Origin of the sequence: Pseudomonas sp. 31-12, from assembly GCF_003151075.1 — a bacterium.
Lineage (GTDB): Bacteria > Pseudomonadota > Gammaproteobacteria > Pseudomonadales > Pseudomonadaceae > Aquipseudomonas.
This window is the reverse complement of record NZ_CP029482.1, coordinates 1,444,202-1,469,189: the sequence shown is the minus strand read 5'-3', so window position 1 is coordinate 1,469,189 and position 24,988 is coordinate 1,444,202. Positions and strand designations below refer to the sequence as shown.

The window sequence follows — 24,988 nt, the reverse complement described above, 5'->3', positions numbered from 1 at the left end:
ACAGGCGCCAAAACTCTCAACCCAACTTTACTTAGCCGCTTTTTTGCCGATTTTCGGCGAATCCGGCACACTATCGCCCGCCCAAGCATTTGCTTGGTTTTATCCACTCACGCAGAAGCCGTATGACCCGTTCCCCGTTCCGCCGTCTTGTGTTTGGCACCCTGCGCCGACTGCTCTATCTCTGGGTTCGCTCGGAGACGATCAATCAGTCGTCGTTCACCCTCAACCTCGACCGCAGCCGTCCGGTGTTCTACGTCCTGCAAAACCCTTCGCTGACCGACCTGGCCGTGGTCGACACCGAATGCAGCAAGGCCGGCCTGCCCCGCCCGGTGCTGCCCGTGTCGGTAGGCAACCTGGTGGAACCCGCCGCGTTTTTCTACCTCACGCCGGAGCCCGACTGGCTCGGCCGCCAGGACAAACGCGGTGCGCCGCCCACCCTGACCCGCCTGGTCAGCGCCCTGAGCCAGAATGCCGCCGAAGACGCGCAGATCATTCCGGTCAGCGTGTTCTGGGGGCAGTCGCCGGACAGCGAATCGAGCCCGTGGAAACTGCTCTTCGCCGACAGCTGGGCCGTGACTGGGCGCCTGCGTCGGTTGCTCAGCATCATCGTGCTCGGGCGCAAGACCCGCGTGCAGTTCTCGGCACCGATTCACTTGCGCGAACTGATCGACCACAACAAAGGCCACGAGCGCACCGTGCGCATGGCCCAGCGGATCCTGCGCGTGCACTTCCGCAACCTCAAGGCCGCGGTGATAGGCCCGGACATTTCCCACCGTCGCAACCTGGTCAAAGGCTTGCTCAATCAGCCGCTGGTCAAGCAAGCGATCCTCGACGAAGCCGAACGGGAAAACATCTCCCCGGGGAAAGCCAAGGCCCAGGCCCTGCGCTACGGCAACGAGATCGCCTCGGACTACACCTACACCGCAATCCGTTTCCTGGAAGTGGTGCTGAGCTGGTTCTGGAACAAGATCTACGACGGGATCAAGGTCAACCACATCGAAGGCGTGCAGAAAGTTGCTCAGGGTCACGAAGTGATCTACGTGCCGTGCCATCGCAGCCACATCGACTACCTGCTGCTGTCTTACTTGCTGTTTCGCAACGGCCTGACCCCGCCGCACATCGCCGCCGGGATCAACCTCAACATGCCGGTGATCGGCAGCCTGCTGCGGCGTGGCGGCGCGTTCTTCATGCGCCGCACCTTCAAGGGCAACCCGCTGTACACCTCGGTGTTCAACGAATACCTGCACACCTTGTTCACCAAAGGTTTCCCGGTCGAGTACTTCGTCGAGGGCGGCCGCTCGCGCACCGGGCGCATGCTGCAACCGAAGACCGGGATGCTGGCGATTACCCTGCGCAGTTTCCTGCGTTCGTCGCGCATGCCCATCGTCTTCATTCCGGTGTACATCGGTTACGAGCGTGTGCTGGAAGGCCGGACCTACCTCGGCGAACTGCGCGGCGCGAGCAAGAAGAAAGAATCGATCTTCGACATCTTCAAAGTCATCGGCGCGCTCAAGCAGCGCTTCGGCCAAGTGGCGGTGAACTTCGGCGAGCCGATCAAACTCGCGGAATTCCTCGACAGCGAACAGCCCGACTGGCGTAAACAGGAACTCGGCCCGCAGTTCAAACCGGCCTGGCTCAACGAAACCACCAACCGTCTCGGCGAGAAAGTCGCGCAGCATCTGAACGAAGCGGCGGCGATCAACCCGGTGAATCTGGTGGCCCTGGCGCTGCTGTCCACCACCCGTCTGGCCCTGGATGATCGCGCCATGGCGCGGGTGCTGGATTTGTATCTGGCGCTGCTGCGCAAGGTTCCGTACTCGCCGCACACTACGCTGCCGGAAGGAGATGGCCGGGCGCTGATCGAGCATGTGAAGGACATGGACCTGCTGTCCGAACAGAGCGATGCGCTGGGCAAGATTCTGTATCTGGACGAGCAGAACGCCGTCCTGATGACCTACTACCGCAACAACGTGCTGCACATCTTCGCCTTGCCGGCGCTGCTCGCGAGTTTCTTCCAGAGCGCGTCGCGCATGAGCCGCGAACAGATCCTGCGCTACACCCGGGCGCTGTATCCGTACCTGCAATCGGAGCTGTTCATTCGCTGGACGCTGGATGAATTGGATGGCGTGATCGATCAATGGCTCGACGCGTTCGTCGAGCAAGGTCTGCTGCGTTTCGAGAACGACGTTTACCTGCGCCCGGCACCAAGCTCACGGCATTTTGTCTTGCTGACGTTGTTGTCGAAGAGCATCGCCCAGACGCTGCAACGCTTCTACATGACCGTGTCCCTGCTGCTCAACAGCGGCCAGAACAGCATCAGCGCCGAAGAACTGGAAGACCTGTGCACCGTCATGGCTCAGCGCCTGTCGATCCTCCATGGCCTGAATGCCCCGGAGTTCTTCGACAAGAGTCTGTTCCGCCACTTCATTCAGACGATGCTGGATCTCGACGTGCTCAAGCGCGACGAAGCCGGCAAGTTGAGCTATCACGAGTTGCTGGGTGAACTGGCGGAAGGTGCGGCCAAACGGGTGCTGCCTGCGGAGATCCGGTTGTCGATCCGCCAGGTGGCCTTGCATCGAAGTGAAGATGCGGCGGACCAGGCTTAGTTGCAGTCGGCTGTAACTTTCTGACAATGACTATAAGAACACGGATGTTCTTATAATCTGTCAATTATGAATTAATAGAGACCCTCTTAAGTTCCGATATAGATATCGCGATGACCCCGCTTGAAAACACTAGCAACTACGTCACCCTCACTTTCAGTTTGCCTGAAGACTTTCTGCCCCCAGACGATGGCAACGGCGAAACCTTTATAGGCGTGCAAACTGCCAACTCCTCCTTCCCCATCAACGTGGCGCAATCGCGTACACCAAACCTGTACAGCGGATCCTGGAACTTTTCGTTCCCACACAACTATTCCGATATCAGCGTCAAATACCTTGTGACCATCAACATGACCCATAACGGAGTTCCCCTGTTGATTGACCTGGACTACTTCGTGATCGTCCACCACGCGCCGCACCGACAGATCCTGCACCTGAGCCCGATAGGCCGTCTCTACATACAGGCGCAAGCACCTCGAACGGTCGAACCCGAACACGCCGTCACCGTTGCCGCCCACGAGCACGACGACACCCAAGCCCTCGTCACTCAGATACATATCAGCGAAAATCAGGCGCAGGCGTTTTACCTGGAATACGATCCAGCCACTGTCGTCCCCGGTAAACGCTACACCCTGACCGCCACTGAAAACGAATACCTGAATTCAATAGCGGTCTATCCGGGCTCCGTTGTATTGAAGCCCTTCAGCACGACTTGAAAGACAGTCGAAAAATGTAATTTGTCGCGCGCCATCTATTTCGCAGCCTATTCGTTCAACAAGTAAGGAAATACCCTACATAGCGTTCGCGGCTCTCGACGATATGCTGGCAATTCGTCATTCCCGACGATTAATCTGATAAGGAAATCAAAATGAGCAACGAATATGAAAAGAGCATCGGTGGTACCGTGCACTATCTACTGAGAATTCAATTACCGCCCAACTCGACACTTCACGTCAATCTGCTGGATGTCACTTCCACAGACGTTCCGGCCAAAGAACTCGCAAGGCAAGTCATCCCTAACGCAGAGACAACGGGCTTGGACTTTAACTTGCTTTACAAGGTTGCCGATGTCCTGCCTGATCACCGCTATGCCATCCGTGCGCGGATCGAAACCACCGAACAAGTGATCTTCGCGACCACGAAGGATCACGCAGTGCAACTGGGTGTCGACCACCTCCGTCCCGAGGACGTTATTGTCCGCAACGTTCGTACGAAACCAGACAGTAACTTCTAAGTCTTGAGCTGAAAAAATCCGTTAAATTGTCATTGGCGCCGGTCTTCTTCGGGCGCCAGGGACAAGGATCAAATTCATGAAAAAATGCTCGCTTCTGGGACTGGCTGCTTTGCTCAGCGCCTGCCAGACCCTGCAACCTGCCGCGAAAACCAGCCTCGATGGCGAAGTCTTCTACCTCCAACGCATCGCCCTGCCGGCGAGCGCCACCTTGAGCATCAGCCTGCAGGACGTGTCCCTCGCGGATGCGCCCGCCGTTATCCTCAATGAACAGAAAGGCCCGGTCAGAGGCCAGGTGCCACTGCCGTTTCATCTGAGTTACGATCCGGCCCAGGTCAAACCTGGTCATCGCTATTCGGTCAGCGCGCGCATCGAAGTCGACGGCAAGCTGATGTTCATCACCACCGAACACCACGCCGTGCAGCTTGATGGCCGCGATCCGCAACCCCTGAAAATCCGCGTCGACGCCGTTCGCTAATTTCTCTTTTTGAACAAGGAAGCCGCCATGCTCCGCCCTACCCTTCGCTTCGCCGGCCTTTTCGCAGGCTTGATGATCTCCGCCAGCGCGCTGGCGCTGTCGCTCAATGACCTGTCGCAAAAGGACGCTACCGGCGGCCTCAAAGACGCCCTGACCCAAGGCGCGCAGCTGGCCGTCAAACAACTCGGCACGCCGGGCGGCTTCAGCAACAACCCGGACGTGAAAATCGAACTGCCGGGCAAACTGGGCAAAGTCGCCAGCAAAATGAAACAGTTCGGCATGGGCGACCAGGTCACTCAGCTGGAAACCAGCATGAACAAAGCGGCGGAAACCGCCGTGACCCAAGCCCAGCCAATTCTGGTGGACGCGGTCAAGAAGATGAGCGTCGAGGACGCCAAAGGGATTCTCAGCGGCGGCAACGATTCGGCCACCCAATACCTGAGCAAAACCAGCCGCGAACAGATTCGCGTCAAGTTCCTCCCTATCGTCAAACAAGCCACCGACCAGGTCGGCCTGGCCAAGCAATACAACACCTTCGCGGGCCAGGCAGCGACCATGGGCGTGCTGGATGCGAAGAACGCCAACATCGAAAGCTACGTGACCGAGCAGGCGTTGAACGGTTTGTTCGAGATGATCGGTAAACAGGAAGAAACCATCCGCCAGAATCCGGCGGCTGCGGCGACGAGTCTGGCGAAGAAGGTCTTTGGTACGCTTTAATTCCAGGCAATTGAAACTCGCAAAAAAGCCCACTGGTCTTTACAGGTCAGTGGGCTTTTTCCGTTTGCGCTACTGGTGCGGATCAACCTGATCCAGAACGCGATTTACCGATAACTCCGCCAGCGAAATCATCTGTTGAACCGCCAACATAAGATTGCATTTCGGTCCGTTCAGACCGAAGGCTAACTCACTGGCCATCCCATTTGCCGAAGCGAGGGTTTCGCAGGCGTGAGCCAAAAGGGTTTCGGAATCAACGTTGGGGGCGATGACGGAAACCGAGCTGGAACGACGGTCAGCTTTAGCCTTTTTTTCGGGTGGTGGCGCCAAATAGTGATCAAGAGCGCGAATTGCCGCGTCGTGGAGTTTTTTGGAATCGAGAAAGGCGTAGGGGGGAAACCGGGTCGGTTTCTTTTTCCAGTTCTGCTTCCGTGTATGGAGGATTTGGGCTGTCTTTAATCATCGTGTAACTCCTGAAGTAGTGGAGCTGTCACCGTTCGCTGCGAAACGAACATAAGGTGGCAGCTGTACGCAGGTTCGCAGACCGGGACTTCAGGAACCCGGCAGACCCGAAGATCTCCCGCGCACAGCCGCCATAACACAGGCATAAAAAAACGCCCGCTTTCGGATGGTGGACGCTGTGCGTCTGAAGTTTAACCGGGCTGCGAAACCCGGTCGCTGCTTTTTGCAGCGACACCCAAAAGCCTAGAGATCGCGCTTCCGACAGACAACCTGAAAATTTCGTGGGAAGGTTCTGATGTTTTGGCAGATCTTTAAACATAGTCGCCTGCCAGATCGCCATCGCGGGCAAGCCCGCTCCCACAGGGTTTTGTGTCGTACACGGTATTTGTATTCAGAAGATTAACTGTGGGAGCGAGCCTGCTCGCGAAAGCGGTCGTCCATTTGCGAAATTGTATTGCCTGACACGACGCCATCGCGAGCAGGCTCGCTCCCACAATTTAGAGCGGTGAACGTCAGCAAGAGAGCGGGCGGCCCGAAGGCCGCCGAGATTACACCGACTCTTTCTTGATCCTGAACCACGCCGCATACAACGCCGGCAAAAACAGCAGCGTCAGCGCCGTCGCCACGATCAACCCGCCCATGATCGCCACCGCCATCGGCCCGAAGAACACGCTGCGGGACAACGGGATCATCGCCAGCACTGCCGCGAGTGCCGTCAACACGATCGGCCGGAAACGCCGCACCGTGGCTTCGATAATTGCTTGCCACGGCTTGAGCCCGGCGGCGATGTCCTGCTCGATCTGGTCCACCAGGATCACCGAGTTACGCATGATCATCCCGGACAGCGCGATGGTCCCGAGCATCGCCACAAATCCGAACGGCTGGCGGAACACCATCAGGAACAGCGTCACGCCGATCAAGCCCAGCGGCGCGGTCAGGAACACCATCACCGTGCGTGAGAAGCTGCGCAATTGCAGCATCAGCAAGGTCAGCACCACCACGATGAACAGCGGCACGCCGGCCTTCACCGAGTTCTGGCCACGGGCAGAGTCTTCCACCGTGCCGCCGACATCCAGCAAGTAACCGTCCGGCAGTTCGGCGCGAATCGGATCGAGGGTCGGCATGATTTGCTGCACCAGCGTCGCCGGCTGTTCCTTGCCGTAGATGTCAGCGCGGATCGTCACGTTCGGCAGGCGGTTGCGGTGCCAGATGATGCCTTCTTCGAAGCCATATTCCAGCGTCGCGATCTGCGACAGCGCCACGCTGCGGCCATTGTCAGTCGGCACCGCCAGGCTCGGCAGCAATGACAGTTCGGTGCGCTCGTGCAAGGTGCCGCGCAGCAGGATCTCGATCAACTCGTTGTCTTCGCGGTACTGGCTGACGCTGGAACCGGTCAGGGAGCTTTGCAGGAACTTGGACAGGTTCGCCGTGCTCACGCCCAGCGCCCGGGCGCGATCCTGGTCAACGTTCAGGTAGACGACTTTGCTCGGCTCTTCCCAGTCCAGATGGACGTTCACCACATGCGGATTTTCGCGAACCTTGGCCGCCACTTTGCGGGCCAGCGCGCGGACTTCCTCGATGTGCTCGCCGGTCACCCGGAACTGCACCGGATAGCCAACCGGCGGACCATTTTCAAGGCGTGTAACCCGTGAGCGCAGGGTCGGGAATTGTTCGTTGAGGGTTTCGATCAGCCAGGTGCGCAGGGTTTCGCGCTCCTCGATGGTCTTGGCCAGGACGACAAACTGGGCAAAGCTCGCCGCCGGCAGTTGCTGATCCAGCGGCAGGTAGAAACGCGGCGAACCGGTGCCGACGTAGGCCACGTAGTTGTCGATGCCGGCGTGATCCTTCAGAAGCGCTTCAAGGCGTTTGACCTCGTCGGCGGTGTTGCTCAGGGACGCGCCTTCAGCGAGTTTCAGATCGACCATCAACTCGAGCCGCCCCGAAGCCGGGAAGAACTGTTGCGGCACAAAGCGGAACAGCACGATGGAGCCGATGAACAACACCACGGTCAGCACGATGACGGTTTTACGCCAGCGCACGCACCACTCCACCAAACGCCTGACCCGCTGATAGAACGGCGTGCCGTAAGGGTCGGGCTGACCGGTGCCATGTTTGGCGGCATGAATTTTCGCCAGGTCCGGCAGAAGTTTTTCCCCCAGGTATGGCACGAAAACCACCGCGACAATCCATGAGGCCAACAGCGCGATGGTCACCACTTGGAAGATCGAGCGCGTGTATTCGCCGGTGCCCGACTGCGCAGTGGCGATCGGCAGAAACCCGGCAGCGGTAATCAGGGTGCCGGTGAGCATTGGGAACGCGGTGCTGGTCCAGGCGTAACTGGCCGCCTTGATGCGGTCGAAGCCCTGCTCCATTTTGATCGCCATCATTTCCACGGCGATGATTGCGTCGTCCACCAACAAGCCCAGTGCCAGAACCAACGCGCCGAGGGAAATCTTGTGCAGGCCGATGCCGAGGTAATACATGCAGGCGAAGGTCATCGCCAGCACCAACGGAATCGCCAGCGCCACCACCATGCCGGTGCGCACGCCGAGGGAGAAAAAACTCACCAGCAACACAATCGCCAGGGCTTCCACCAGCACTTGAACGAACTCGCCAACGCCGGTTTTCACTGCGGCAGGCTGATCGGAAACCTTGCGCAGCTGCATGCCGGCCGGGAGGTTTTTCTGGATGCGGTCGAACTCGATTTCCAGCGCCTTGCCCAGCACCAGAATGTCGCCGCCATCCTTCATCGCCACGGCCAGACCGATGGCGTTCTCCGCCATGAAACGCATGCGCGGTGCCGGCGGATCGTTGAAGCCGCGACGCACGTCGGCCACATCGGAGATGCGGAAGGTGCGATCACCAACGCGGATCGGGAAGTTCTTGATCTCGTCGACGGTCTGAAAATTCCCCGAAACCCGAAGCTGCAATCGCTCGCTGGTGGTTTCAAAGAACCCGGCCGTGGACACCGCGTTCTGCTCTTCAAGTGCTTGCTGCACGGCGGCCAATGGCAAACCGAGTGTGGCGAGTTTGACGTTGGAGAGCTCGATCCAGATCTTCTCGTCCTGCAGCCCGAGCAGATCGACCTTGCCCACATCCTTGACCCGTTGCAGCTGAATCTGGATGCGGTCGGCGTAATCCTTGAGCACCGCGTAATCAAAACCGTCGCCGGTCAGCGCGTAGATATTGCCGAAGGTAGTGCCAAACTCATCGTTGAAAAACGGCCCCTGAATGCCCGGCGGCAAAGTGTGCCGAATGTCACTGACCTTTTTGCGGACCTGATACCACAGGTCCGGAATCTGCACCGAATGCATGGAGTCACGGGCAATGAAGGTCACCTGGGATTCGCCGGGGCGCGAGAAAGAGACAATGCGCTCGTATTCGCCGGTTTCCATCAGCTTCTTTTCAATGCGCTCGGTGACCTGGCGCGAGACTTCCTGCGCCGTGGCGCCCGGCCAGTTGGTGCGGATCACCATGGCTTTGAAGGTGAACGGCGGGTCTTCGCTTTGGCCGAGTTTGGTGTAGGAAAGCGCGCCGACGACGGCCAGCAAGAGCATCAGGAACAGTACGATCTGGCGATTGCGCAGCGCCCATTCGGAAAGATTGAAACCCATCGGGGATTACTCCTTGTCCGCCAGATTGACCACGCGGTTGGAGCGATCCACCGGGCGCACTTGCTGCCCTTCGAGCAGGACATGGACGCCAGCGGCCACCACCCAGTCGCTGGCACTCAGACCTTCGAGCACCGGGACGGTTTTCTCGCCGAAGGCACCGACCCGGACCGGAGTTTTCTTCAAGGTATTGTTGGCGTTGACGACCCAGACGTAGGTCGCGCCGTTTTCCGCCGTCAGTGCCGACAGCGGCACAGACAGCGGTATCACGTCAGCGGTCTGGACGAACACCCGGGCGCTCTGGCCCAGTTCGGCCGGGACCTTGCCGCCAGTGAATGAAATCCGGGCAGCGAAGGTGCGCGACTTTGGATCGGCAGCCGGCGACAGCTCCCGGATGCGTCCGGCGAAACGCTGATCGGGTTGGGTCCAGAGCTCTACCGAGACCGGCTGACCGACCTTGAAGCGGCCAAAGCTTTGTTCCGGCAGGCTGATCAACACTTCGCGCTCGCCATCGGTGGCCAGGGTAAACACGGTTTGCCCGGCCGCCACCACTTGTCCGACTTCAACTGCGCGTTTAGCAACCACTCCATCCTGGGGTGCACGCAGCACCGCGTAGCTGGCCTGATTGGTCGACACGTTAAATTCGGCTTTGATTTGCTTGAGGCGCGCTTCACCGGATCGGTAAAGGTTTTCGGCATTGTCGTACTGCGAACGGCTGACCATCTGACGGTCCATCAGGGTCTTGTAGCGATCACGCTCGGCGCGCACCAGACTCAGATTGGCCTCGGCGGCGGCCACTTGGGCACGGGTGGCTTCCAGTTGCAGGCGTACGTCCTGAGGATCGAGTTCGGCCAGTGGCTGATCGGCCTTGACCCGCTGCCCCTCTTCAACCAATCGTCGGCTGACTTTGCCGCCAATGCGAAACGCCAGGTCCGGCTCATAACGAGCCCGTACTTCACCGGGAAAACTTTCCATTGCCTGGGCCGAAGGCTCTGGCTGCACGACCATGGCCGGGCGAACGGTAACTTGGGGCGCCTCTTCGTGGCCACACGCAGACAATAAAAACGCCAGGCTGACTGGCAACGCGAGGGGCAAGGCATAGCGGAACATGGTGAAGGACCTTTCGCTAATGGTGCTTGGAATAATTATACTGGCGAGTATGTTATTAATAGCAAACTCACCAGTCCAGTATTAAAGCGAAGAATGTCGAACAATCTTTCAGCACCCAACGGTCCGGGCCGTCCCAAGGATCTGGCCAAGCGCCAGGCCATCCTCGATGCGGCGAAAATTCTGTTTCTGAGTAATGGCTACGCCAGCACCAGCATGGATGCCGTGGCGGCTGAAGCCGGCGTGTCGAAGCTGACGGTCTACAGCCATTTCAACGACAAGGAGACGCTGTTCTCCGCCGCCGTAATGGCCAAGTGCGAAGAGCAGTTGCCCACGCTGTTTTTTGAGTTGCCGGACGGCATTTCGGTAGAAACGGTGCTGCTGAACATCGCGCGCGGCTTTCATCAGCTGATCAACAGCGATGAATCGGTGAACCTGCATCGGCTGATGATGGCCCTGGGCAGCCAGGACCCGAAACTCTCGCTGATCTTCTTCGAGGCCGGACCGCAACGCATGCTGCATGGCATGGAGCGGTTGCTGACCAAGGTTGATCAGAGCGGCGCGTTGAGCATTGATAAACCGCGCAATGCAGCCGAGCATTTCTTCTGCCTGCTCAAGGGCGCCGGGAATTTCCGCTTGCTGTATGGCTGCGGCGAGCCGGTGACCGGCGATGCGGCCGAGGAGCATGTGCGGGAAGTGGTGGGGTTGTTTATGCGGGCCTATAGGCCTGAGACAGCCTGATAGATTTTGGTTGTCTGGTCTGGCGCCTTCGCGGGCAAGCCCGCTCCCACAGGGATCTACGGCGTTGCATAGATCCCTGTGGGAGCGGGCTTGCTCGCGAAGGGGGCGACGCGGTCTCAGGGCTTGAGCGCTTTCTTCGGATAAATGTCATACCGACTGGATTTGCCATCCAGCGCATGACTCGGCTTGGGCCCCGCAATACACGGCGCCTTGCGCGGGCGCTTGACCACCACCCGATGGCTGGCCAGTGCCAACGCGGCTTCGAGCAGTGCCGGCGCATCCGGGTCATCACCAACCAACGGCCGGAACAGGCGCATTTCCTTCTTCACCAACGCTGTTTTCTCACGATGGGGAAACATCGGGTCGAGGTAGATCACCTGTGGCGGCTCGCCTTCCCAGTTGCGCATGACCTCGATCGAATTGCCCTTGAGCAACTTCATCCGCGCCACAATCGGTGCCACGTCGAAATCTTCCGCGCCACGGGCAAGCCCATCCTCAAGCAACGCCCCAATCAGCGGCTGGCGCTCGATCAGGCTCATCTCGCAGCCCAGGCTCGCCAACACGAACGCATCCTTGCCCAGCCCCGCCGTGGCATCCAGCACCCGCGGACGTACGCCCTGGGCAATGCCAACCGCCTTGGCGATCATCTGCCCGGTGCCACCACCGAACAACCGGCGATGCGCCGCACCACCTTCGACGAAGTCCACCCGCACCGGCCCGGGTGCGTCCGGCCCGAGCTGTTGCAGCTGCAAACCCTGTTCGCCCACCTGCAAGGCAAACTCGCCGTCATCCACATGCAAAGGCAAGCCAAGGCGTTCGGCCCACTGCTCGGCTTGTGGCTGAAACGCCGGGGCCGAGGCCTCGACGTGGATGCGGCAGGCCGCAGGTTGCTCAATCATGGGAAAACACGCTCAAAAAATTAATGATCGGCAAAAACGGCCGATAACAAAACTAACGAGCATTTTGCCAGAGCTGAGCGTCGACCGAGAAAAATGTCAGGCATTCAATCCACATCCGTAGGCTACCTATCGCGTCATGGCGATTATGGCCTGCGAAACTCGCAAGCACTGAGCGGCGTCAGTCACCTGTGGCAAGATTTTTTTGCCCAGGCCCTGGCCGAACAGTCGACCGATGTGGTGCCGGCGTGTGGGACTTTTCCACCGGTTGATCTTGAAAGCCCGGTCGAGCCTACCGTCGGCAGTGAGCTGTTGGCGCACATCGTCAGCCAGCGCGAATGCGATGTGAAAGAAACCGAAGTCAAGCCACCCGAGCCGCTGTTCCTGCCGATCGCCGAGTTCGAAATGGACCTGGCCGACAAACCTTTCCCGCCGTTCCCGGCCGAAGAAATCGTCGCGCAACAGAAACAACAAGACTTCGAAAGTGGCTGGGTGCGTCCGATCGTGCTCACTGCCGGCCAGCCCCTGCCAGAAGCCGGCCCAGCGCCACAACCGCGCCCGCTGCGTTTGCCGATCGCTGAATTCGAAATGGACCTGCTGGACAAACCGTTCCCGCCGTTCTCCCCCGAAGAACTGGTGGAGCAACAGAAACAACTCGACTTCGATAACGGCTGGGCTCGCCCGATCGTCCTGCAGAACCTGCGCATCGCCGCCTGACCTTCAACAAAAAACCCTCAGCGACACACCCACCACGGCCCGACATCGACATGAAAGTGATTGCGATGGGCGGCGTTGTAGTCCGGGCTCAATACCACACTGAACAAGCCACAGGCGCCATCGCGAACCTGGCGCAGAAACCGTGCGTCCTGATTATCCTTCGGCCAATCCTTGAGCACGCTGATGGCCCGACCGTCCGCCAGGCGGAAACCGGCAATATCCAGCGCATCGGCGCTGGCGTGCTGGCTTCGCCTGCCGTTTTCGCGGCCGTAGACGTTGCGGCAGGCAAAGCTGCCGAGGTGATCGACCCGGCTGACGGACTGCCCGTACACCGCTTGTGCGGCGGGTTGCAGGGCATGGTGTTCGAACAGGGCAAACGACACCGCCAGGCGACAACTGGCGAGGAAGCTGCTGCTTAGCGCGACATCGCCGCCCTGCACACGCAAGGTGTTGATCAATGGACACGTCGCGCCGGGGCTGTCGGCCTGATGCGTGACCCGCAACCCGGAACTGCTCAAGGCCTGATCACACAATTGCGGATCATCACGCAGGCGCATCAGTTTGTAGCGCGTCAGAACGTTCGGCTTGGCCTTCACGTCCAGCGGTGCCCAAGGGTTCCACTGGGGCGGCAGCGAAATCCAGCCGCGCCAGACGCTCACGCCCGCCGCCCCGATGATCAACAGCATCAACAACAGCCACCACCTAAACCGCATCGTCAGCCTTTGAACAATTGATTGGCCTGCGCATAGGGCATGGACCGCGACGTGAATCCGAAAGTGCCCGACGTCTTGATCTCTTCGGCCGCGCGGAAAAACTCGCCGTAGGCCGCCAAGGCCAGGGCGGAACCGACGCTGATGCGTATGACGCCCATCTCGCTCAACTGCCCGACCGTCAATTTGAGTCCGCCGGACATCAACACGTTGACCGGTTTCGGCGCTACGGCGCGGACCACCGCCAACACGTCGTCAGCGCTGCGCAGACCCGGCGCATACAAGACGTCGGCGCCCGCCTCGGCGAATGCCTGCAAACGGCGGATGGTATCGGCCAGGTCAGGATTGCCGTGCAGGAAATTCTCGGCACGGGCGGTCAGCATAAAAGGGAAAGGCAAGCTGCGTGCCGCTGCAACGGCGGCTTCAATGCGCGCCACGGCATGTTCGAAGCAGTAGATAGGCGCGTCTTCACGGCCGGTGGCATCTTCGATCGAACCACCAACAGCACCGGCCGCCGCAGCCTGCAAAATGCTTTGCGCGCATTCGGCCGGATCGTCCGCAAAACCGTTTTCCAGGTCCACCGCCACCGGCAAGTCGGTTGCCGCGACAATCGCCCGGACGTTCGCCAGCGTATCGTCCAGCGTCAACCCGCCATCGGGCCGCGCGTTGGAAAAGGCATAACCGGCACTGGTGGTCGCCAGCGCCTCGAACCCCAGGCTGGCGAGCATCTTCGCCGAGCCGGCGTCCCACGGATTGGGAATGACAAAAGCGCCCTCGCGTTCGTGCAGTGCTTTGAACGCTTGGGCTCGAAGGGTTTGCGCATCCATTGGCAGGCTCCTGAATGGGGGACGAGTCCGCCTCAGAGCAGGCCAAGTTGCTCGGCGGCGGGCTCTCTGTATAGCTCAGGCAACGGCGGCAAGCCAGGCAAACGCAGCATCAGTTTTGCGTGGAAACGTTGCGCCAGTTTCGCGGCCAGCAGGTTATCGGCGGTGTGCAGGAAGATGTAGGGCGTACGGCCCTCTTCGATCCACACGGCGATTTTCTCGACCCAGGGCTCCAGGAACGGATCGTTCGCCTCAAGCTGTGGATGGCCGATGAAACGCACCTGCGGGAATTGGGTAAACGCTGCCGGACGCGGCGGCACCCTGGGCTTTTTCGATTGGGCGTGAAGCACCGATGGATCGGTCGACGTGCAGCTGAACAGCGCTCGTGGATCAAGGCAAATGCGCTCGACGCCACGGTCCAGCAGCAGACGATTGAGCACTCGCTCGCTATCACCTTTGGCGAAGAACTCGTCATGCCGCACTTCAACCGCCAGCGGTCGCTCAAGCGCATCGATGAAGCCGGCCAGTTCGGGCAATCGGTGCGGGGTGAAGCTTTTGGACAGTTGCAGCCACAGCGGCGAAACCCGCTCACCGAGTGGGCTGAGCAACTGCAGGAAGGTGTCGGCGGCGGTCAGTTGCTCGCGCAGGTCACCGCCGTGGCTGATGTCGCCGGGAAACTTGGCGGTGAAGCGAAAGTGTTCGGGCATGGTCTCGGCCCAGCGCTGCACCGTGCTGGCAGCCGGGCTCGCGTAGAAGGTCGTATTGCCTTCTACGGCGTTGAATACTTGGGAATATAGATTCAGAAAGTCGGCGGATTTGGCGTCCGGCGGATACAGATAATCGCGCCAGGCGTTTTCACTCCAGGACGGGCAGCCGAGGTAGTAAGGCAGCAACATCAGATGTACAGGTCGAGGCCCATTACATCGGTATCCCAATCGACAAAACCGGCAGTGCTCAGGTAGCTGGCGAGTGCCGTGGCGACGCTTTTGCTCATGGCGCGGTGGTAGATCATGTCTTGCTGACGGGCCGGAAGGTTGCTCAGGCGTTGCGCGGAGGCTTTGGCGGCACGGGCGGCCATTTGCTCTTCGGACGGGATTTCCAGCTCGCCGTCGATATCGACGTAGTCGTCATCCGCCACCGAGCCTTTGCGGGGCTTGCGCTTGATGGGGTAGGACTGGGAGGAAACGCCGTCTATACGCATGGAGTACATGTCCGGTATCAGTAGTGGCAGTCTAGTGGCACATAACCCACTTCGCAAACCGCCGAGTGATAACTAGAACACAGAAATACGAAAAGGTTTAAACGCGGGGGGATAAATCGACGATTGGCTGCAGTTGGAATGTTCATTGTGGCGAGGGAGCTTGCTCCCGTTCGGCTGTGCAGCAGTCGCAAAACCTGCCGACTCGGTGTTGCTGATGGAATCCTGGGGTCGCTTCGCAACCCAACGGGAGCAAGCTCCCTCGCCACAAAAGCATTGGGATTAACGCGCTTTCGGTGTCGCCACTTTGTCGCGCAGATACACCGGTTGAGCCTCATCCGCCACAATCGCCTCGCCGCGTTCCCAGGCAAACCGCGCCAGCGTCAGCAGGTCTTCAGCATGGGGCAACATGCCCGCGTCCTGCCCGCTCAGGTTGACGGCGATGCGCTCGGCATATCCCCAACCCGTGCCAGCGCCGAACCATTCACCGCTGGCATCGGCCGGTAACGCCGCCACTTCCGGCGCCAACACCGCTTCATTACCGACCAGGCGCATCTCGCCCGCCGTTTCGCGGTAGCAACCCCAATACACTTCATCCATCCGCGCATCGATGGCGGCCGCAACCTGGCTCACGCCGTGTTCGCGATACGCCCGCTGCGCCAGCACCGCCAGGTTGGACACCGGCAGCACCGGGCGATCCAGTGCAAACGCCAGGCCTTGCACCACGCCAATGGCGATCCGCACGCCGGTGAATGCACCCGGCCCGCGACCGAATGCGATGGCATCGACCGCTTGCAGGGTGGTCCCGGCATCGGCGAGCAACTGCTGGATCATCGGCAACAGTTTCTGCGCATGCAGGCGCGGGATCACCTCGTAATGGCTCGTGACCTTGCCGTCATGCAGCAAGGCAACGGAGCAAGCTTCAGTCGCGGTGTCCAGGGCCAGCAAGGTGCTCATCGATGTTTCCGTAAGAGAGGTCAGAAAAAGTGCGCCAGTATAAACAACTACGGCCCGCAAGCGGGCCGTAGAAGATGAAGCGGATCAGTCTTTTCAGTTCAGCGCTTCAAGCACCTTGCCGGTGATCGCTTCAACCGAGCCAATACCTTCGACGTGGCTGTACTTCGGTTTGCCTTGAGCGACGGACAGCTCCTGGTAAAACTTCACCAGAGGCTCGGTCTGGGCGTGGTAGACCGACAGGCGATGACGCACGGTTTCTTCGGTGTCGTCTTTGCGCTGTACCAGCTCTTCACCGGTGATGTCGTCTTTACCGGCAATTTTCGGCGGGTTGTAGACGATGTGGTACACGCGGCCGCTGGCCTCGTGAACACGACGGCCAGCGATACGCTGGACGATGTCTTCGTCTTTAACGTCGATTTCCAATACGTGGTCCAGCTCGACGCCGGCTTTCACCAGGGCTTCAGCCTGGGGAATGGTGCGCGGGAAACCGTCGAACAGGAAACCGTTGGCGCAATCGGCCTGGCTGATGCGTTCCTTGACCAGATTGATGATCAGGTCATCGGAAACCAGGCCACCGCTGTCCATGACGCTCTTGGCGATCAGGCCCAGCTCGGTGCCAGCCTTGACCGCTGCACGCAGCATGTCGCCGGTGGAGATTTGCGGGATGCCGAACTTTTCGGTGATGAACTTTGCCTGAGTACCTTTACCGGCCCCGGGAGCTCCCAGCAGAATGACGCGCATCGATGTGCTCCTCAATTTTTATATAGATAACAACGGATTCGCCTCGTGGGGCCAATCTCAAAAACAGGGTCGTGACCGCCCAAACGGTCAAAGGCTGATCAAGATACACAGCAGGCCCGGACCACACAAGCCGCCGAAAGTCGGAGAAACCCGCGCCTTGCGTGACCTTGCGACGGGGTACCCCAAGTCGCAACCCCATCATTAACTGTCGCCTGGCAGACCTTTTCCGCCCCTCGCCCGCCGGCACCCGAACCTCGCGTCGGGCGCCTTCCCCCACGACGAAAACCTTAGCCGGTATTTCGCAATCCGGCAGCAATCCCCGCCACAGACACCAGCAGCGCCTGTTCTACCGGGCTGCCCTGCGCCACTTCCTGTTGCCGCGAACGGGCCAACAGTTCGGCCTGCAATAGATGAAGCGGGTCGAGGTAGGTGTTGCGCAGGCGGATGAATTCGAGGGTGGCTGGGCTATGTGCCAGTAGCTGAGACTGACCGGTCAGCCCGAGGACCACGGCGCACGCCTGCGACAATAGGTCGCGTAAATGCGCACCCAAAGGTAGCAAATCCGGCTCGACCAGACGCTCATCGTAGGATCGGGCGATGTCGGCATCGGCTTTGGCCAAGACCATTTCCAGCATGTCGATGCGCGTACGGAAGAACGGCCACTGTTCACGCATCTGCCCCAGCAGTTCACCTTCGCCGCGTTCCAGCGCCTTGCTCAGCGCTGCTTCCCAGCCGAGCCAGGCCGGCAGCATCAGGCGCGTCTGGGTCCAGCCGAAGATCCATGGAATGGCGCGCAGGCTCTCAATACCCCCCGCGCGACGCTTGGCCGGGCGGCTACCCAACGGCAAACGGCCCAATTCCTGTTCCGGGGTGGACTGACGGAAATACTCGACGAACTGCGGATTTTCCCGCACCACGGCGCGGTAAGCCTTGACCCCGTCAGCGGCCAATTCGTCCATCAGATGGCGCCAGGCCGGTTCCGGTGGCGGGGGCGGCAGCAAGGTCGCTTCCAGCACCGCCGCCAGGTACAAATTGAGGTTCTGCTCGGCGATGTCCGGCAGGCCGAATTTGAAACGAATCATTTCGCCCTGCTCGGTGGTACGGAAACGTCCCGCTACCGAACCGGGTGGCTGCGACAGAATCGCCGCGTGCGCCGGACCACCGCCGCGCCCCACGGTGCCGCCGCGACCGTGGAACAACAACAGCTCGACTTGCTGCTCGCGGCAGATATCGACCAAACGTTCCTGTGCCCGATATTGCGCCCAGGCCGCTGCCGTTGTGCCGGCGTCCTTGGCCGAATCGGAATAACCGATCATCACTTCCTGCGGCCCTTGCAGGCGCGAGCGATAGCCCGGCAGCAGCAACAGCTTTTCAATCACCGGACCGGCGTTGTCGAGGTCGGCAAGGGTTTCGAACAGCGGCACCACGCGCATTGGCCGCAACACGCCGGATTCCTTGAGCAACAGTTGCACGGCGAGCACGTCCGATGCAGCGCCGGCCATGGAAATCACATAAGAGCCGAGCGACGCCCCCGGGGCGGCGGCAATTTCCCGGCACGTTGCCAGCACTTCGGCGGTGTCGGCCGAGGGTTTGAAATACGCCGGCAGCAACGGCCGACGGTTGTTCTGTTCACGCACCAGGAAGGCGATGCGCTCCTCCTCGCTCCAGTCTTCGTAGCGACCGAGGCCGAGGTAGTCGGTGATTTCGGTCATCGCCGCCGTGTGACGGGACGAATCCTGACGCACATCGAGCCGTACCAGGAACAGGCCGAAGGTCACTGCCCGACGCAGGCAATCGAGCAACGGACCATCCGCGATCACGCCCATGCCGCACTCGTGCAAAGACTGGTAGCACAGCTCCAGCGGATCCAGCAGGTCGCGGTTGTTGTGCAACACATCGGCGGTTGCCGGGGTGGTGGCGGTCAACGAGGCATGCGCCCAGTTACGCGTCGCGCGCAGACGTTCACGCAACTGTTTAAGCACCGCTCGATAAGGTTCGGCGCTGTCCCCAGCCTTGGCTTTCAGCGCATCGCTGGCCTGTTGCATCGACAGTTCAGCGGCGAGGTGATCGATATCGCGCAGGTACAAATCAGCGGCCATCCAGCGCGCCAGCAGCAACACTTCGCGGGTCACGGCGGCCGTCACGTTCGGGTTGCCGTCGCGGTCGCCGCCCATCCACGAGGCGAAGCGGATCGGCGCGCCTTCCAATGGCAAATGCAGGCCGGTGGCGGCGTGCAGGGCTTTATCGGCCTTACGCATGTAATTGGGGATCGCTTGCCACAGCGAATGTTCGATCACCGCGAAGCCCCATTTGGCTTCGTCCACGGGCGTCGGTCGAGTGCGGCGGATTTCTTCGGTGTGCCAGGCTTCGGCGATCAAACGTTGCAACTTCGCCTGGATCTGCTCGCGCTCGGCGGTGCTCAGGTCGCGATGATCCTGGGCGGCCAGTTGCGCGGCGATGGCGTCGTATTTCTGGATCAGCGTGCGGCGCGCCACTTCGGTCGGGTGCGCAGTGAGGACCAGTTCGATCTCAAGCCTGCCCAGTTGCCGGGCCAGGGATTCGGCGCTATGGCCTTCGGCGCGCAGGCGCGCGAGCAGTTCAGGCAGCACTCGCGCTTCAAACGGGGCCGGTTGCGACTCTTCGCGACGGTGAATCAGCTGATATTGCTCGGCGATATTGGCCAGGTTGAGAAACTGGTTGAACGCCCGCGCCACCGGCAACAACTCTTCTTCGCTCAATTGGTTGAGGCTGGCGCTCAGTTCAGCGTCCATCGAACCGCGACGGTCGGCCTTGGCGCCCTTGCGGATCTGCTCGATCTTGTCGAGAAAGCCGTCCCCGTACTGTTCACGAATGGTGTTGCCCAACAGCTCACCCAACAGGTGAACGTCCTCGCGCAAGCGTGCATCAATATCGGTCATCAGCAGTTCTCCAGCGAAAATCCGGGTGTCTTTGAATGCCATGCTCTGATCACAGAGAGTGCCGCTCTAAAGCGCTTCTTACAAGCAGACGACGAAGGGACATTAAACCTTGTGGGTTCGAGCTAGTCTGAAGAGTAAGCCGTATAACGGCTTGCCGCCGACCATTGGCGGGCTCTCACACCGCCTGCCACGAGCAGGAGCGAATTGAGGTTTTTATGAAAATCCGCGAACTTGCCCTGCATTGGGAAGAAAACGCAAAAGGTCGCCTGACCGACACCGGTTACAGGATTCATCTGGACATGGAAGCGGCCGCACGGCTGGCGGCGATTACCGAGATGTACCCCAAACGCCAGCCCGAAGAACTGCTTGGCGAGCTGATCGGCGCTGCGCTGGAAGAACTCGAAAAGAGCTTCCCGTACGTGAAAGGATCGACTGTGGTGGCCACCGATGAAGAAGGTGATCCGCTGTACGAAGACGTCGGCCCGACCCCGCGTTTCCTCGCGCTGTCCCGTCGTCACTTGCACGATTTGTCATCCGGTGACGACAAGCAGAAACACTGATTTCCCCCAATACCTGTGGGAGCGAGCCTGCTCGCGATAGCGGTGTGTCAGCCAACAGAAATGTTGAATGTTCAACCGCAATCGCGAGCAGACTCGCTCCCACATTGACCTGCGTACCCCCTTCAAAAATTGCGTACCCCAAGCCTTCAACAGGTCGGGTATACCGCTGCACATCGCCAAAGTTCCCGATTTAGAGCCTTGTCCGTTCGGTCAAATTATTTTCGGGCGATAGGCCATCTTCTCTGAACTTTTGAAAAACGCCTCGGGTCACAGCCAGTAACCACGCCTGGGACGGCCGTTTCAAAACACCCCGGAAATTGACGGTTACGGCTCCTTGCCCAGCATGGATTTTTAAGTTTTTCAGGAGTTATACCAATGGAGTTGAAGACCATGAAGATCAGCACTGCCAAGACCTCGTTCAATCAACTGCGCGGTTTGAAACTGGCTGCCCTTGCAATCGGCAGCAGCTTCGTACTGGCCGGTTGTGCCGGCAACCCGCCGACCGAGCAATTCGCCGTGACCCAATCAGCAGTGAATGGCGCCGTCAGCGCCGGCGGTACCGAATTTGCTGCCGTGGAAATGAAGTCCGCGCAAGACAAGCTCAAACAAGCCGAAATCGCCATGCACGACGAGAAGTATGCCGAGGCCAAAGTGCTGGCCGAGCAAGCTGAGTGGGACGCTCGCGTAGCTGAACGCAAAGCTCAGGCGATGAAAGCCGAACAAGCTGTGAAGGACTCTCAGAAAGGGGTTCAGGAACTGCGTCAGGAAAGTCAGCGCACTGTGCAGTAAGCGCGCATCCAGACCTCTGAAGCTCTTATCGATAGAAAGGACGAATTATTATGCGTAAACAATTGATGATCCCCGCTCTCCTGGCCGCAAGCGTTGCACTGGCTGCCTGCTCCACCCCGCCTAACGCGAACCTGGAACAGGCCCGCACCAACTACAGCGGCCTGCAAGCCAATCCGCAAGCCAGTAAGGTCGCGGCACTGGAAACCAAAGACGCCAGCGATTACCTGGACAAGGCTGACAAGGCTTATCTGGACAAGAAAGATCAGAACGAGGTCGATCAGCTGGCCTACCTGACCAATCAGCGTGTTGAAGTGGCGAAGCAGACCATCGCCCTGCGCACCGCTGAAGCCAACCTGAAAAACGCATCGGCGCAACGTGCCCAGGCGCGTCTCGATGCTCGCGATCAGCAGATCAAGCAGCTGCAGGACAGCCTCAACGCCAAGCAAACCGATCGCGGTACGCTGGTGACTTTCGGTGATGTGCTGTTCGCCACCGACCGTGCTGACCTGAAATCCAGCGGTCTGGTGAACATCAACAAACTGGCGCAGTTCCTTCAGGAAAACGCTGATCGCAAAGTGATCGTCGAGGGTTACACCGACAGCACCGGCACCGCGAGCCACAACCAGTCGCTGTCCGAGCGTCGTGCCGGTTCCGTGCGCATGGCGCTGGTGAAGATGGGCGTTGATCCAGCGCGCATCGTTGCTCAGGGTTATGGCAAGGAATACCCGGTTGCTGAAAACACCAGCACCTCGGGTCGTGCAATGAACCGTCGTGTGGAAGTAACCATTTCCAACGACAACCAGCCCGTGATCCCGCGTTCGGCCATCAGCTCGAACTAAGCTTCGCCTGCTGAAACACAAAAGCCCCGCCTGAGTCGATCAGGCGGGGCTTTTTTGGTCTTCAAAGAAACTGTGGGAGCGGGCTTGCCCGCGATAGCAGACTGTCAGGCAACAATGAGGGTGAAAGTGCCGGCCTCATCGCGGGCAAGCCCGCTCCCACAGCGGATCTTTAGTGAATTCCGGATTGGTTATTCCTCGAGTTTCTGCGGGGTTTCTTCGCCCATGCAGCGCACGGCTTTTTTCTTGTTGTTGACCAGTACGCCGGTCAGACCTTTCTGTTCGGTGTCGAACATCACCAGCACGCCGTCGATGCACTGGGCCACCTGCGAGGCAGGCTCCAGGGAGACTTTGTAGTCTTCACCCGGCACGGTCTTGATCATGGTGAAGTCGCTGAGCAGCAGCGCATCTTCGGGTTTGGCGAAGTGCAGGTAGCCGTAGTACCACAAGGCCCCAACAGTGCCGAGGATGCTGCAGATACCGGTGATGATCAGCGGGATGGCGTTACGTTCTTCACTCATTGCGGACTCTCTGAGGGTTCATCTTTTGAATTCGGGGGGGCCGGGTAATTGGGTATTTCACCCAATCGGCGCAGGCCGTTGAAATGCTGCGGGTCGTCGAGATAACGCAGCATGACCTTGCGCCAGACCGGGTCGGCAAATGTCTGCACATGACCACCGCGGGTCAATTGCAGCACGCGCGGCGGCGGCGCAGCTTGATACAGACGGATGCCGTTGGAAAGGGGCACGATCGGATCGTCGATGCTGTGATAGATCAGTTTCGGCACGCCGTTGAGCTGCGCCATGGAATTGATCGCGCTGTCGCCGTCCGGCACCAGCCACGACAGCGGCACCTGGAACGCCCAGGTCAGCCAGGAATTGCTCAGGGCAAAGCGGCCGATGCTGCGGTAGCTGGCGGGCACGCCATCAAGAACTAAGGCCTTGAGTTGTTTCTGACGTTCGGGGTGCTGAACCAGGTAATGCACCGCCATCGATCCGCCAAGACTCTGGCCAAGCAGGATCAGCGGCCTGCCTTTGACTTCCGGCGCCTGGTCGAGCCACTTGAAGGCAGCGTCGATGTCCTGATAGATCGCCGGCAAACTCGGTTCACCTTCGGACAAACCGTATCCGCGATAGTCGATCAGCAGCACTTGATAGCCTTCTTTCGGCAACCACCAACTGCCGCCCAGATGCATCGGTAGATTGCCGCCATTGCCGTGCAGGTGCAGGACGGTGCCTTTGACCTCGACGCTTTTTTTCGCCGGTAGCCACCAAGCGTTCAGCCGGAGGCCATCGGCGGTAGTGAGGGTTACTTCACGGTATTCGAGCCTGGCTTTTTCCGGGGTGAACAACTGGCCGGGTTCAGGGTAGAACAGCAGGGAGCTGCAACCGCTCAGGGTCAGGAGAAGGCAGACGATGCCGAGGATTCTCATCCGTTGAAACCTCGCGAAAAATAGGTTGGAACAGGGTCTGGTGGAGAAACAATAAACCTGTGGGAGCGGGCTTGCCCGCGATAGCGGTGTGTCAGGCGACATCAATGTTGAATGTTAAACCGCAATCGCGGGCAAGCCCGCTCCCACAGGGACCTTACCTGCCTTATAAGATGTTTGAGTAATCCGCTTCGATCCGGTCCAGGCTCAGGTGGTTGAGGAAGTTGGAGAAGCACATCCACGCCGACAGTGCGTTCAGGTCGCGGAACTGATCCGGCAAATACTTGGGTGGCACCACCAGTCCTTCGTCCACCAACTGACGCAGGGTGCGCATGTCTTCCAGCGTGGTCTTGCCGCAAAACAGCAGCGGAATCTGCTCAAGCTTGCCTTTACGCACGGCCAACTGAATGTAGTTGTAAACCATGATAAAGCCCTTGAGGTAGGACAAGTCTTTGGTAAAGGGCAGGCCGGTCGGTATCGAACCACGGAACACCCGACTGGCGTTGCCGTAGCTTTCAGCCATTTCAAAGCCTTGCTCGCGGAAGAACTCGAAGACCTGCAAGAAGTCCGCGCCCTCCTCCACCATGTGAATGGCTCGGGTGCGGTTGGTCAGTTTGCGCAGGCGGCTCGGGTAGGAAGCGAAGGTGATGATTTCCATCAGGATCGCCAGGCCTTCCTGGGTCACTGTCGACGACGGCGGACCTTTGGACAGGAAAGTGCAGATCGGCTGGTTCAGCCCGTTGAGCGTGGTGCCGACGTGGACCAGCCCCTCATGCACCTCCAGGGCGCGCACGTCACGTTCGTTGAACATCGCGTCGGTGCGAATCTTGATGTAGTCGGCACCGGCCGCCGCATCGGCCACGATGCCGTCGGACTCGAACACCCGAATGGTTTCCTCGGCTTCGCCAAACACTTTGCTCAGCCGGGTTTGCAGCAGATGCACGGCATCCTTGGCGGTGAGGGTTTTCGGCTCGTCCTTCAGGTCGCCCCGGCCATCGATGTTGTTCAGGTAATCGGAGAGCATCAGGCCGAGGTCGGACAGCGTCGGGTCGCCGGCGTGGAACGCGTCGGACGCGGCGCCGTACAACTCCTGGGAAATCAGCCCGAAATCCTCGGTGCCGCGCGCTTCGAGCATGCGCACCACCATCCGGTATTCCTTGCACATGCGCCGCATGATCTGGCCGACCGGGTTGAACTGGCCGAGCTGACGGGTGATGTCACGCTCGATGTTCTGGAATTCCAGCTTCACTTTGCTGGAATCGAAAGACAGTGGCCGATTGAGGTAATAGTCGCGGTCCACCGCCGGCATTTCCTTGCCCTTGGCCTTGAGGAAACCCTTGCGGATGCTGTCGTCCCACTTGACCGCATCGAGGACGCGAATCGGCGTCTGCGCCAGCACAATGCGATCGGACAAAATGCGTATCGTCTGCTGGTAATCGTCCACCCGAAACTCCTGTAGAAAAACC

The 24,988-nt window shown here is 59.7% G+C and carries 23 protein-coding genes and 1 pseudogene; 10 read left to right on the top strand and 14 right to left on the bottom strand.

The window, feature by feature from the left end; genetic code table 11:
• The first annotated feature begins 122 nt into the window (after positions 1 to 122).
• From plsB to DJ564_RS06685, 5 genes are all read left to right on the top strand, one after another.
• A complete protein-coding gene (plsB, locus tag DJ564_RS06705) occupies positions 123 to 2,606 on the top strand; it encodes a glycerol-3-phosphate 1-O-acyltransferase PlsB (RefSeq protein WP_109628192.1) in 2,484 nt (827 codons plus the stop codon).
• A 110-nt stretch (positions 2,607 to 2,716) separates the two neighbouring features.
• Positions 2,717 to 3,319: a hypothetical protein gene (locus tag DJ564_RS06700; RefSeq protein ID WP_109628191.1), complete on the top strand. Its 603-nt coding sequence runs from the start codon at positions 2,717 to 2,719 to the stop codon at positions 3,317 to 3,319.
• Between the two features lie 152 nt (positions 3,320 to 3,471).
• Complete coding sequence (locus DJ564_RS06695) at positions 3,472 to 3,837, top strand: YbaY family lipoprotein (protein ID WP_109628190.1); 366 nt, start codon at positions 3,472 to 3,474, stop codon at positions 3,835 to 3,837.
• Positions 3,838 to 3,913: 76 nt separating this feature from the next.
• Entirely contained in the window at positions 3,914 to 4,312 is a 399-nt protein-coding gene (locus DJ564_RS06690) for a YbaY family lipoprotein (protein ID WP_109628189.1), read from the top strand.
• A gap of 27 nt (positions 4,313 to 4,339) precedes the next feature.
• A complete protein-coding gene (locus tag DJ564_RS06685; protein ID WP_109628188.1) occupies positions 4,340 to 5,029 on the top strand; it encodes a DUF4197 domain-containing protein in 690 nt (229 codons plus the stop codon).
• A gap of 69 nt (positions 5,030 to 5,098) precedes the next feature.
• On the opposite strand, the pseudogene DJ564_RS32315 reads toward DJ564_RS06685, so the two are convergent.
• From DJ564_RS32315 to DJ564_RS06665, 3 genes and pseudogenes are all read right to left on the bottom strand, one after another.
• A pseudogene (locus DJ564_RS32315) lies at positions 5,099 to 5,489 on the bottom strand (DUF6124 family protein).
• 547 nt (positions 5,490 to 6,036) lie between these two features.
• Complete coding sequence (locus tag DJ564_RS06670; RefSeq protein ID WP_109628187.1) at positions 6,037 to 9,102, bottom strand: efflux RND transporter permease subunit; 3,066 nt, start codon at positions 9,100 to 9,102, stop codon at positions 6,037 to 6,039.
• Between the two features lie 6 nt (positions 9,103 to 9,108).
• On the bottom strand, positions 9,109 to 10,209 hold the full coding sequence (locus tag DJ564_RS06665) for an efflux RND transporter periplasmic adaptor subunit (protein ID WP_109628186.1): 1,101 nt from the start codon (positions 10,207 to 10,209) through the stop codon (positions 9,109 to 9,111).
• Between the two features lie 93 nt (positions 10,210 to 10,302).
• Here DJ564_RS06665 and DJ564_RS06660 point away from each other — a divergent pair, with 93 nt between their 5' ends.
• Positions 10,303 to 10,947 (top strand): TetR/AcrR family transcriptional regulator, encoded by a 645-nt coding sequence (locus tag DJ564_RS06660; RefSeq protein WP_109628185.1) that lies wholly within the window; start codon positions 10,303 to 10,305, stop codon positions 10,945 to 10,947.
• Between the two features lie 116 nt (positions 10,948 to 11,063).
• On the opposite strand, the gene DJ564_RS06655 is transcribed toward DJ564_RS06660, so the two are convergent.
• Positions 11,064 to 11,846, bottom strand: coding sequence for a class I SAM-dependent methyltransferase (locus DJ564_RS06655; protein ID WP_010462878.1), 783 nt, complete (start codon positions 11,844 to 11,846; stop codon positions 11,064 to 11,066).
• Positions 11,847 to 11,939: 93 nt separating this feature from the next.
• On the opposite strand from DJ564_RS06655, the gene DJ564_RS06650 reads away from it, so the two are divergent.
• Positions 11,940 to 12,560: an energy transducer TonB gene (locus DJ564_RS06650; RefSeq protein WP_109628184.1), complete on the top strand. Its 621-nt coding sequence runs from the start codon at positions 11,940 to 11,942 to the stop codon at positions 12,558 to 12,560.
• Between the two features lie 17 nt (positions 12,561 to 12,577).
• Here DJ564_RS06650 and DJ564_RS06645 read toward each other — a convergent pair whose 3' ends face one another.
• From DJ564_RS06645 to ppc, 7 genes are all read right to left on the bottom strand, one after another.
• Positions 12,578 to 13,273, bottom strand: coding sequence for an extensin family protein (locus tag DJ564_RS06645; RefSeq protein WP_109628183.1), 696 nt, complete (start codon positions 13,271 to 13,273; stop codon positions 12,578 to 12,580).
• A 2-nt stretch (positions 13,274 to 13,275) separates the two neighbouring features.
• Positions 13,276 to 14,097, bottom strand: coding sequence for an isocitrate lyase/phosphoenolpyruvate mutase family protein (locus DJ564_RS06640; protein ID WP_109628182.1), 822 nt, complete (start codon positions 14,095 to 14,097; stop codon positions 13,276 to 13,278).
• 32 nt (positions 14,098 to 14,129) lie between these two features.
• Positions 14,130 to 14,990 (bottom strand): DUF72 domain-containing protein, encoded by an 861-nt coding sequence (locus DJ564_RS06635; RefSeq protein WP_109628181.1) that lies wholly within the window; start codon positions 14,988 to 14,990, stop codon positions 14,130 to 14,132.
• The gene (locus DJ564_RS06630; protein WP_109635961.1) at positions 14,990 to 15,295 is read right to left on the bottom strand and encodes a hypothetical protein; all 306 of its coding nucleotides are present in this window, start codon (positions 15,293 to 15,295) and stop codon (positions 14,990 to 14,992) included. The genes DJ564_RS06635 and DJ564_RS06630 overlap by 1 nt, the downstream gene beginning before the upstream one ends.
• 279 nt (positions 15,296 to 15,574) lie before the next feature.
• Complete coding sequence (gene tsaB, locus DJ564_RS06625) at positions 15,575 to 16,249, bottom strand: tRNA (adenosine(37)-N6)-threonylcarbamoyltransferase complex dimerization subunit type 1 TsaB (protein WP_109628180.1); 675 nt, start codon at positions 16,247 to 16,249, stop codon at positions 15,575 to 15,577.
• A gap of 93 nt (positions 16,250 to 16,342) precedes the next feature.
• Positions 16,343 to 16,990 carry an adenylate kinase gene (adk, locus tag DJ564_RS06620; protein WP_109628179.1) on the bottom strand — a complete coding sequence of 216 codons (648 nt, stop codon included), beginning with the start codon at positions 16,988 to 16,990 and terminating at the stop codon, positions 16,343 to 16,345.
• A 287-nt stretch (positions 16,991 to 17,277) separates the two neighbouring features.
• The gene (gene ppc / locus DJ564_RS06615; protein ID WP_109635960.1) at positions 17,278 to 19,908 is read right to left on the bottom strand and encodes a phosphoenolpyruvate carboxylase; all 2,631 of its coding nucleotides are present in this window, start codon (positions 19,906 to 19,908) and stop codon (positions 17,278 to 17,280) included.
• A gap of 215 nt (positions 19,909 to 20,123) precedes the next feature.
• Between ppc and DJ564_RS06610 the strand changes: the two genes are divergently transcribed.
• The 3 genes from DJ564_RS06610 (at position 20,124) to DJ564_RS06595 (ending at position 22,096) form a co-directional block, all read left to right on the top strand.
• A complete protein-coding gene (locus DJ564_RS06610) occupies positions 20,124 to 20,468 on the top strand; it encodes a pilin assembly protein (RefSeq protein ID WP_109628178.1) in 345 nt (114 codons plus the stop codon).
• A 375-nt stretch (positions 20,469 to 20,843) separates the two neighbouring features.
• A complete protein-coding gene (locus tag DJ564_RS06600; protein WP_109628176.1) occupies positions 20,844 to 21,257 on the top strand; it encodes a DUF4398 domain-containing protein in 414 nt (137 codons plus the stop codon).
• Positions 21,258 to 21,307: 50 nt separating this feature from the next.
• Positions 21,308 to 22,096, top strand: coding sequence for an OmpA family protein (locus DJ564_RS06595; RefSeq protein ID WP_109628175.1), 789 nt, complete (start codon positions 21,308 to 21,310; stop codon positions 22,094 to 22,096).
• 188 nt (positions 22,097 to 22,284) lie between these two features.
• Here DJ564_RS06595 and DJ564_RS06585 read toward each other — a convergent pair whose 3' ends face one another.
• The 3 genes from DJ564_RS06585 to DJ564_RS06575 form a co-directional block, all read right to left on the bottom strand.
• Complete coding sequence (locus DJ564_RS06585) at positions 22,285 to 22,614, bottom strand: hypothetical protein (protein ID WP_109628174.1); 330 nt, start codon at positions 22,612 to 22,614, stop codon at positions 22,285 to 22,287.
• On the bottom strand, positions 22,611 to 23,525 hold the full coding sequence (locus tag DJ564_RS06580; protein WP_109628173.1) for an alpha/beta hydrolase: 915 nt from the start codon (positions 23,523 to 23,525) through the stop codon (positions 22,611 to 22,613). Before DJ564_RS06580 ends, DJ564_RS06585 begins: the two co-directional genes overlap by 4 nt.
• A gap of 163 nt (positions 23,526 to 23,688) precedes the next feature.
• Positions 23,689 to 24,966, bottom strand: coding sequence for a flavohemoglobin expression-modulating QEGLA motif protein (locus tag DJ564_RS06575; RefSeq protein ID WP_109628172.1), 1,278 nt, complete (start codon positions 24,964 to 24,966; stop codon positions 23,689 to 23,691).
• Positions 24,967 to 24,988 lie beyond the last annotated feature (22 nt).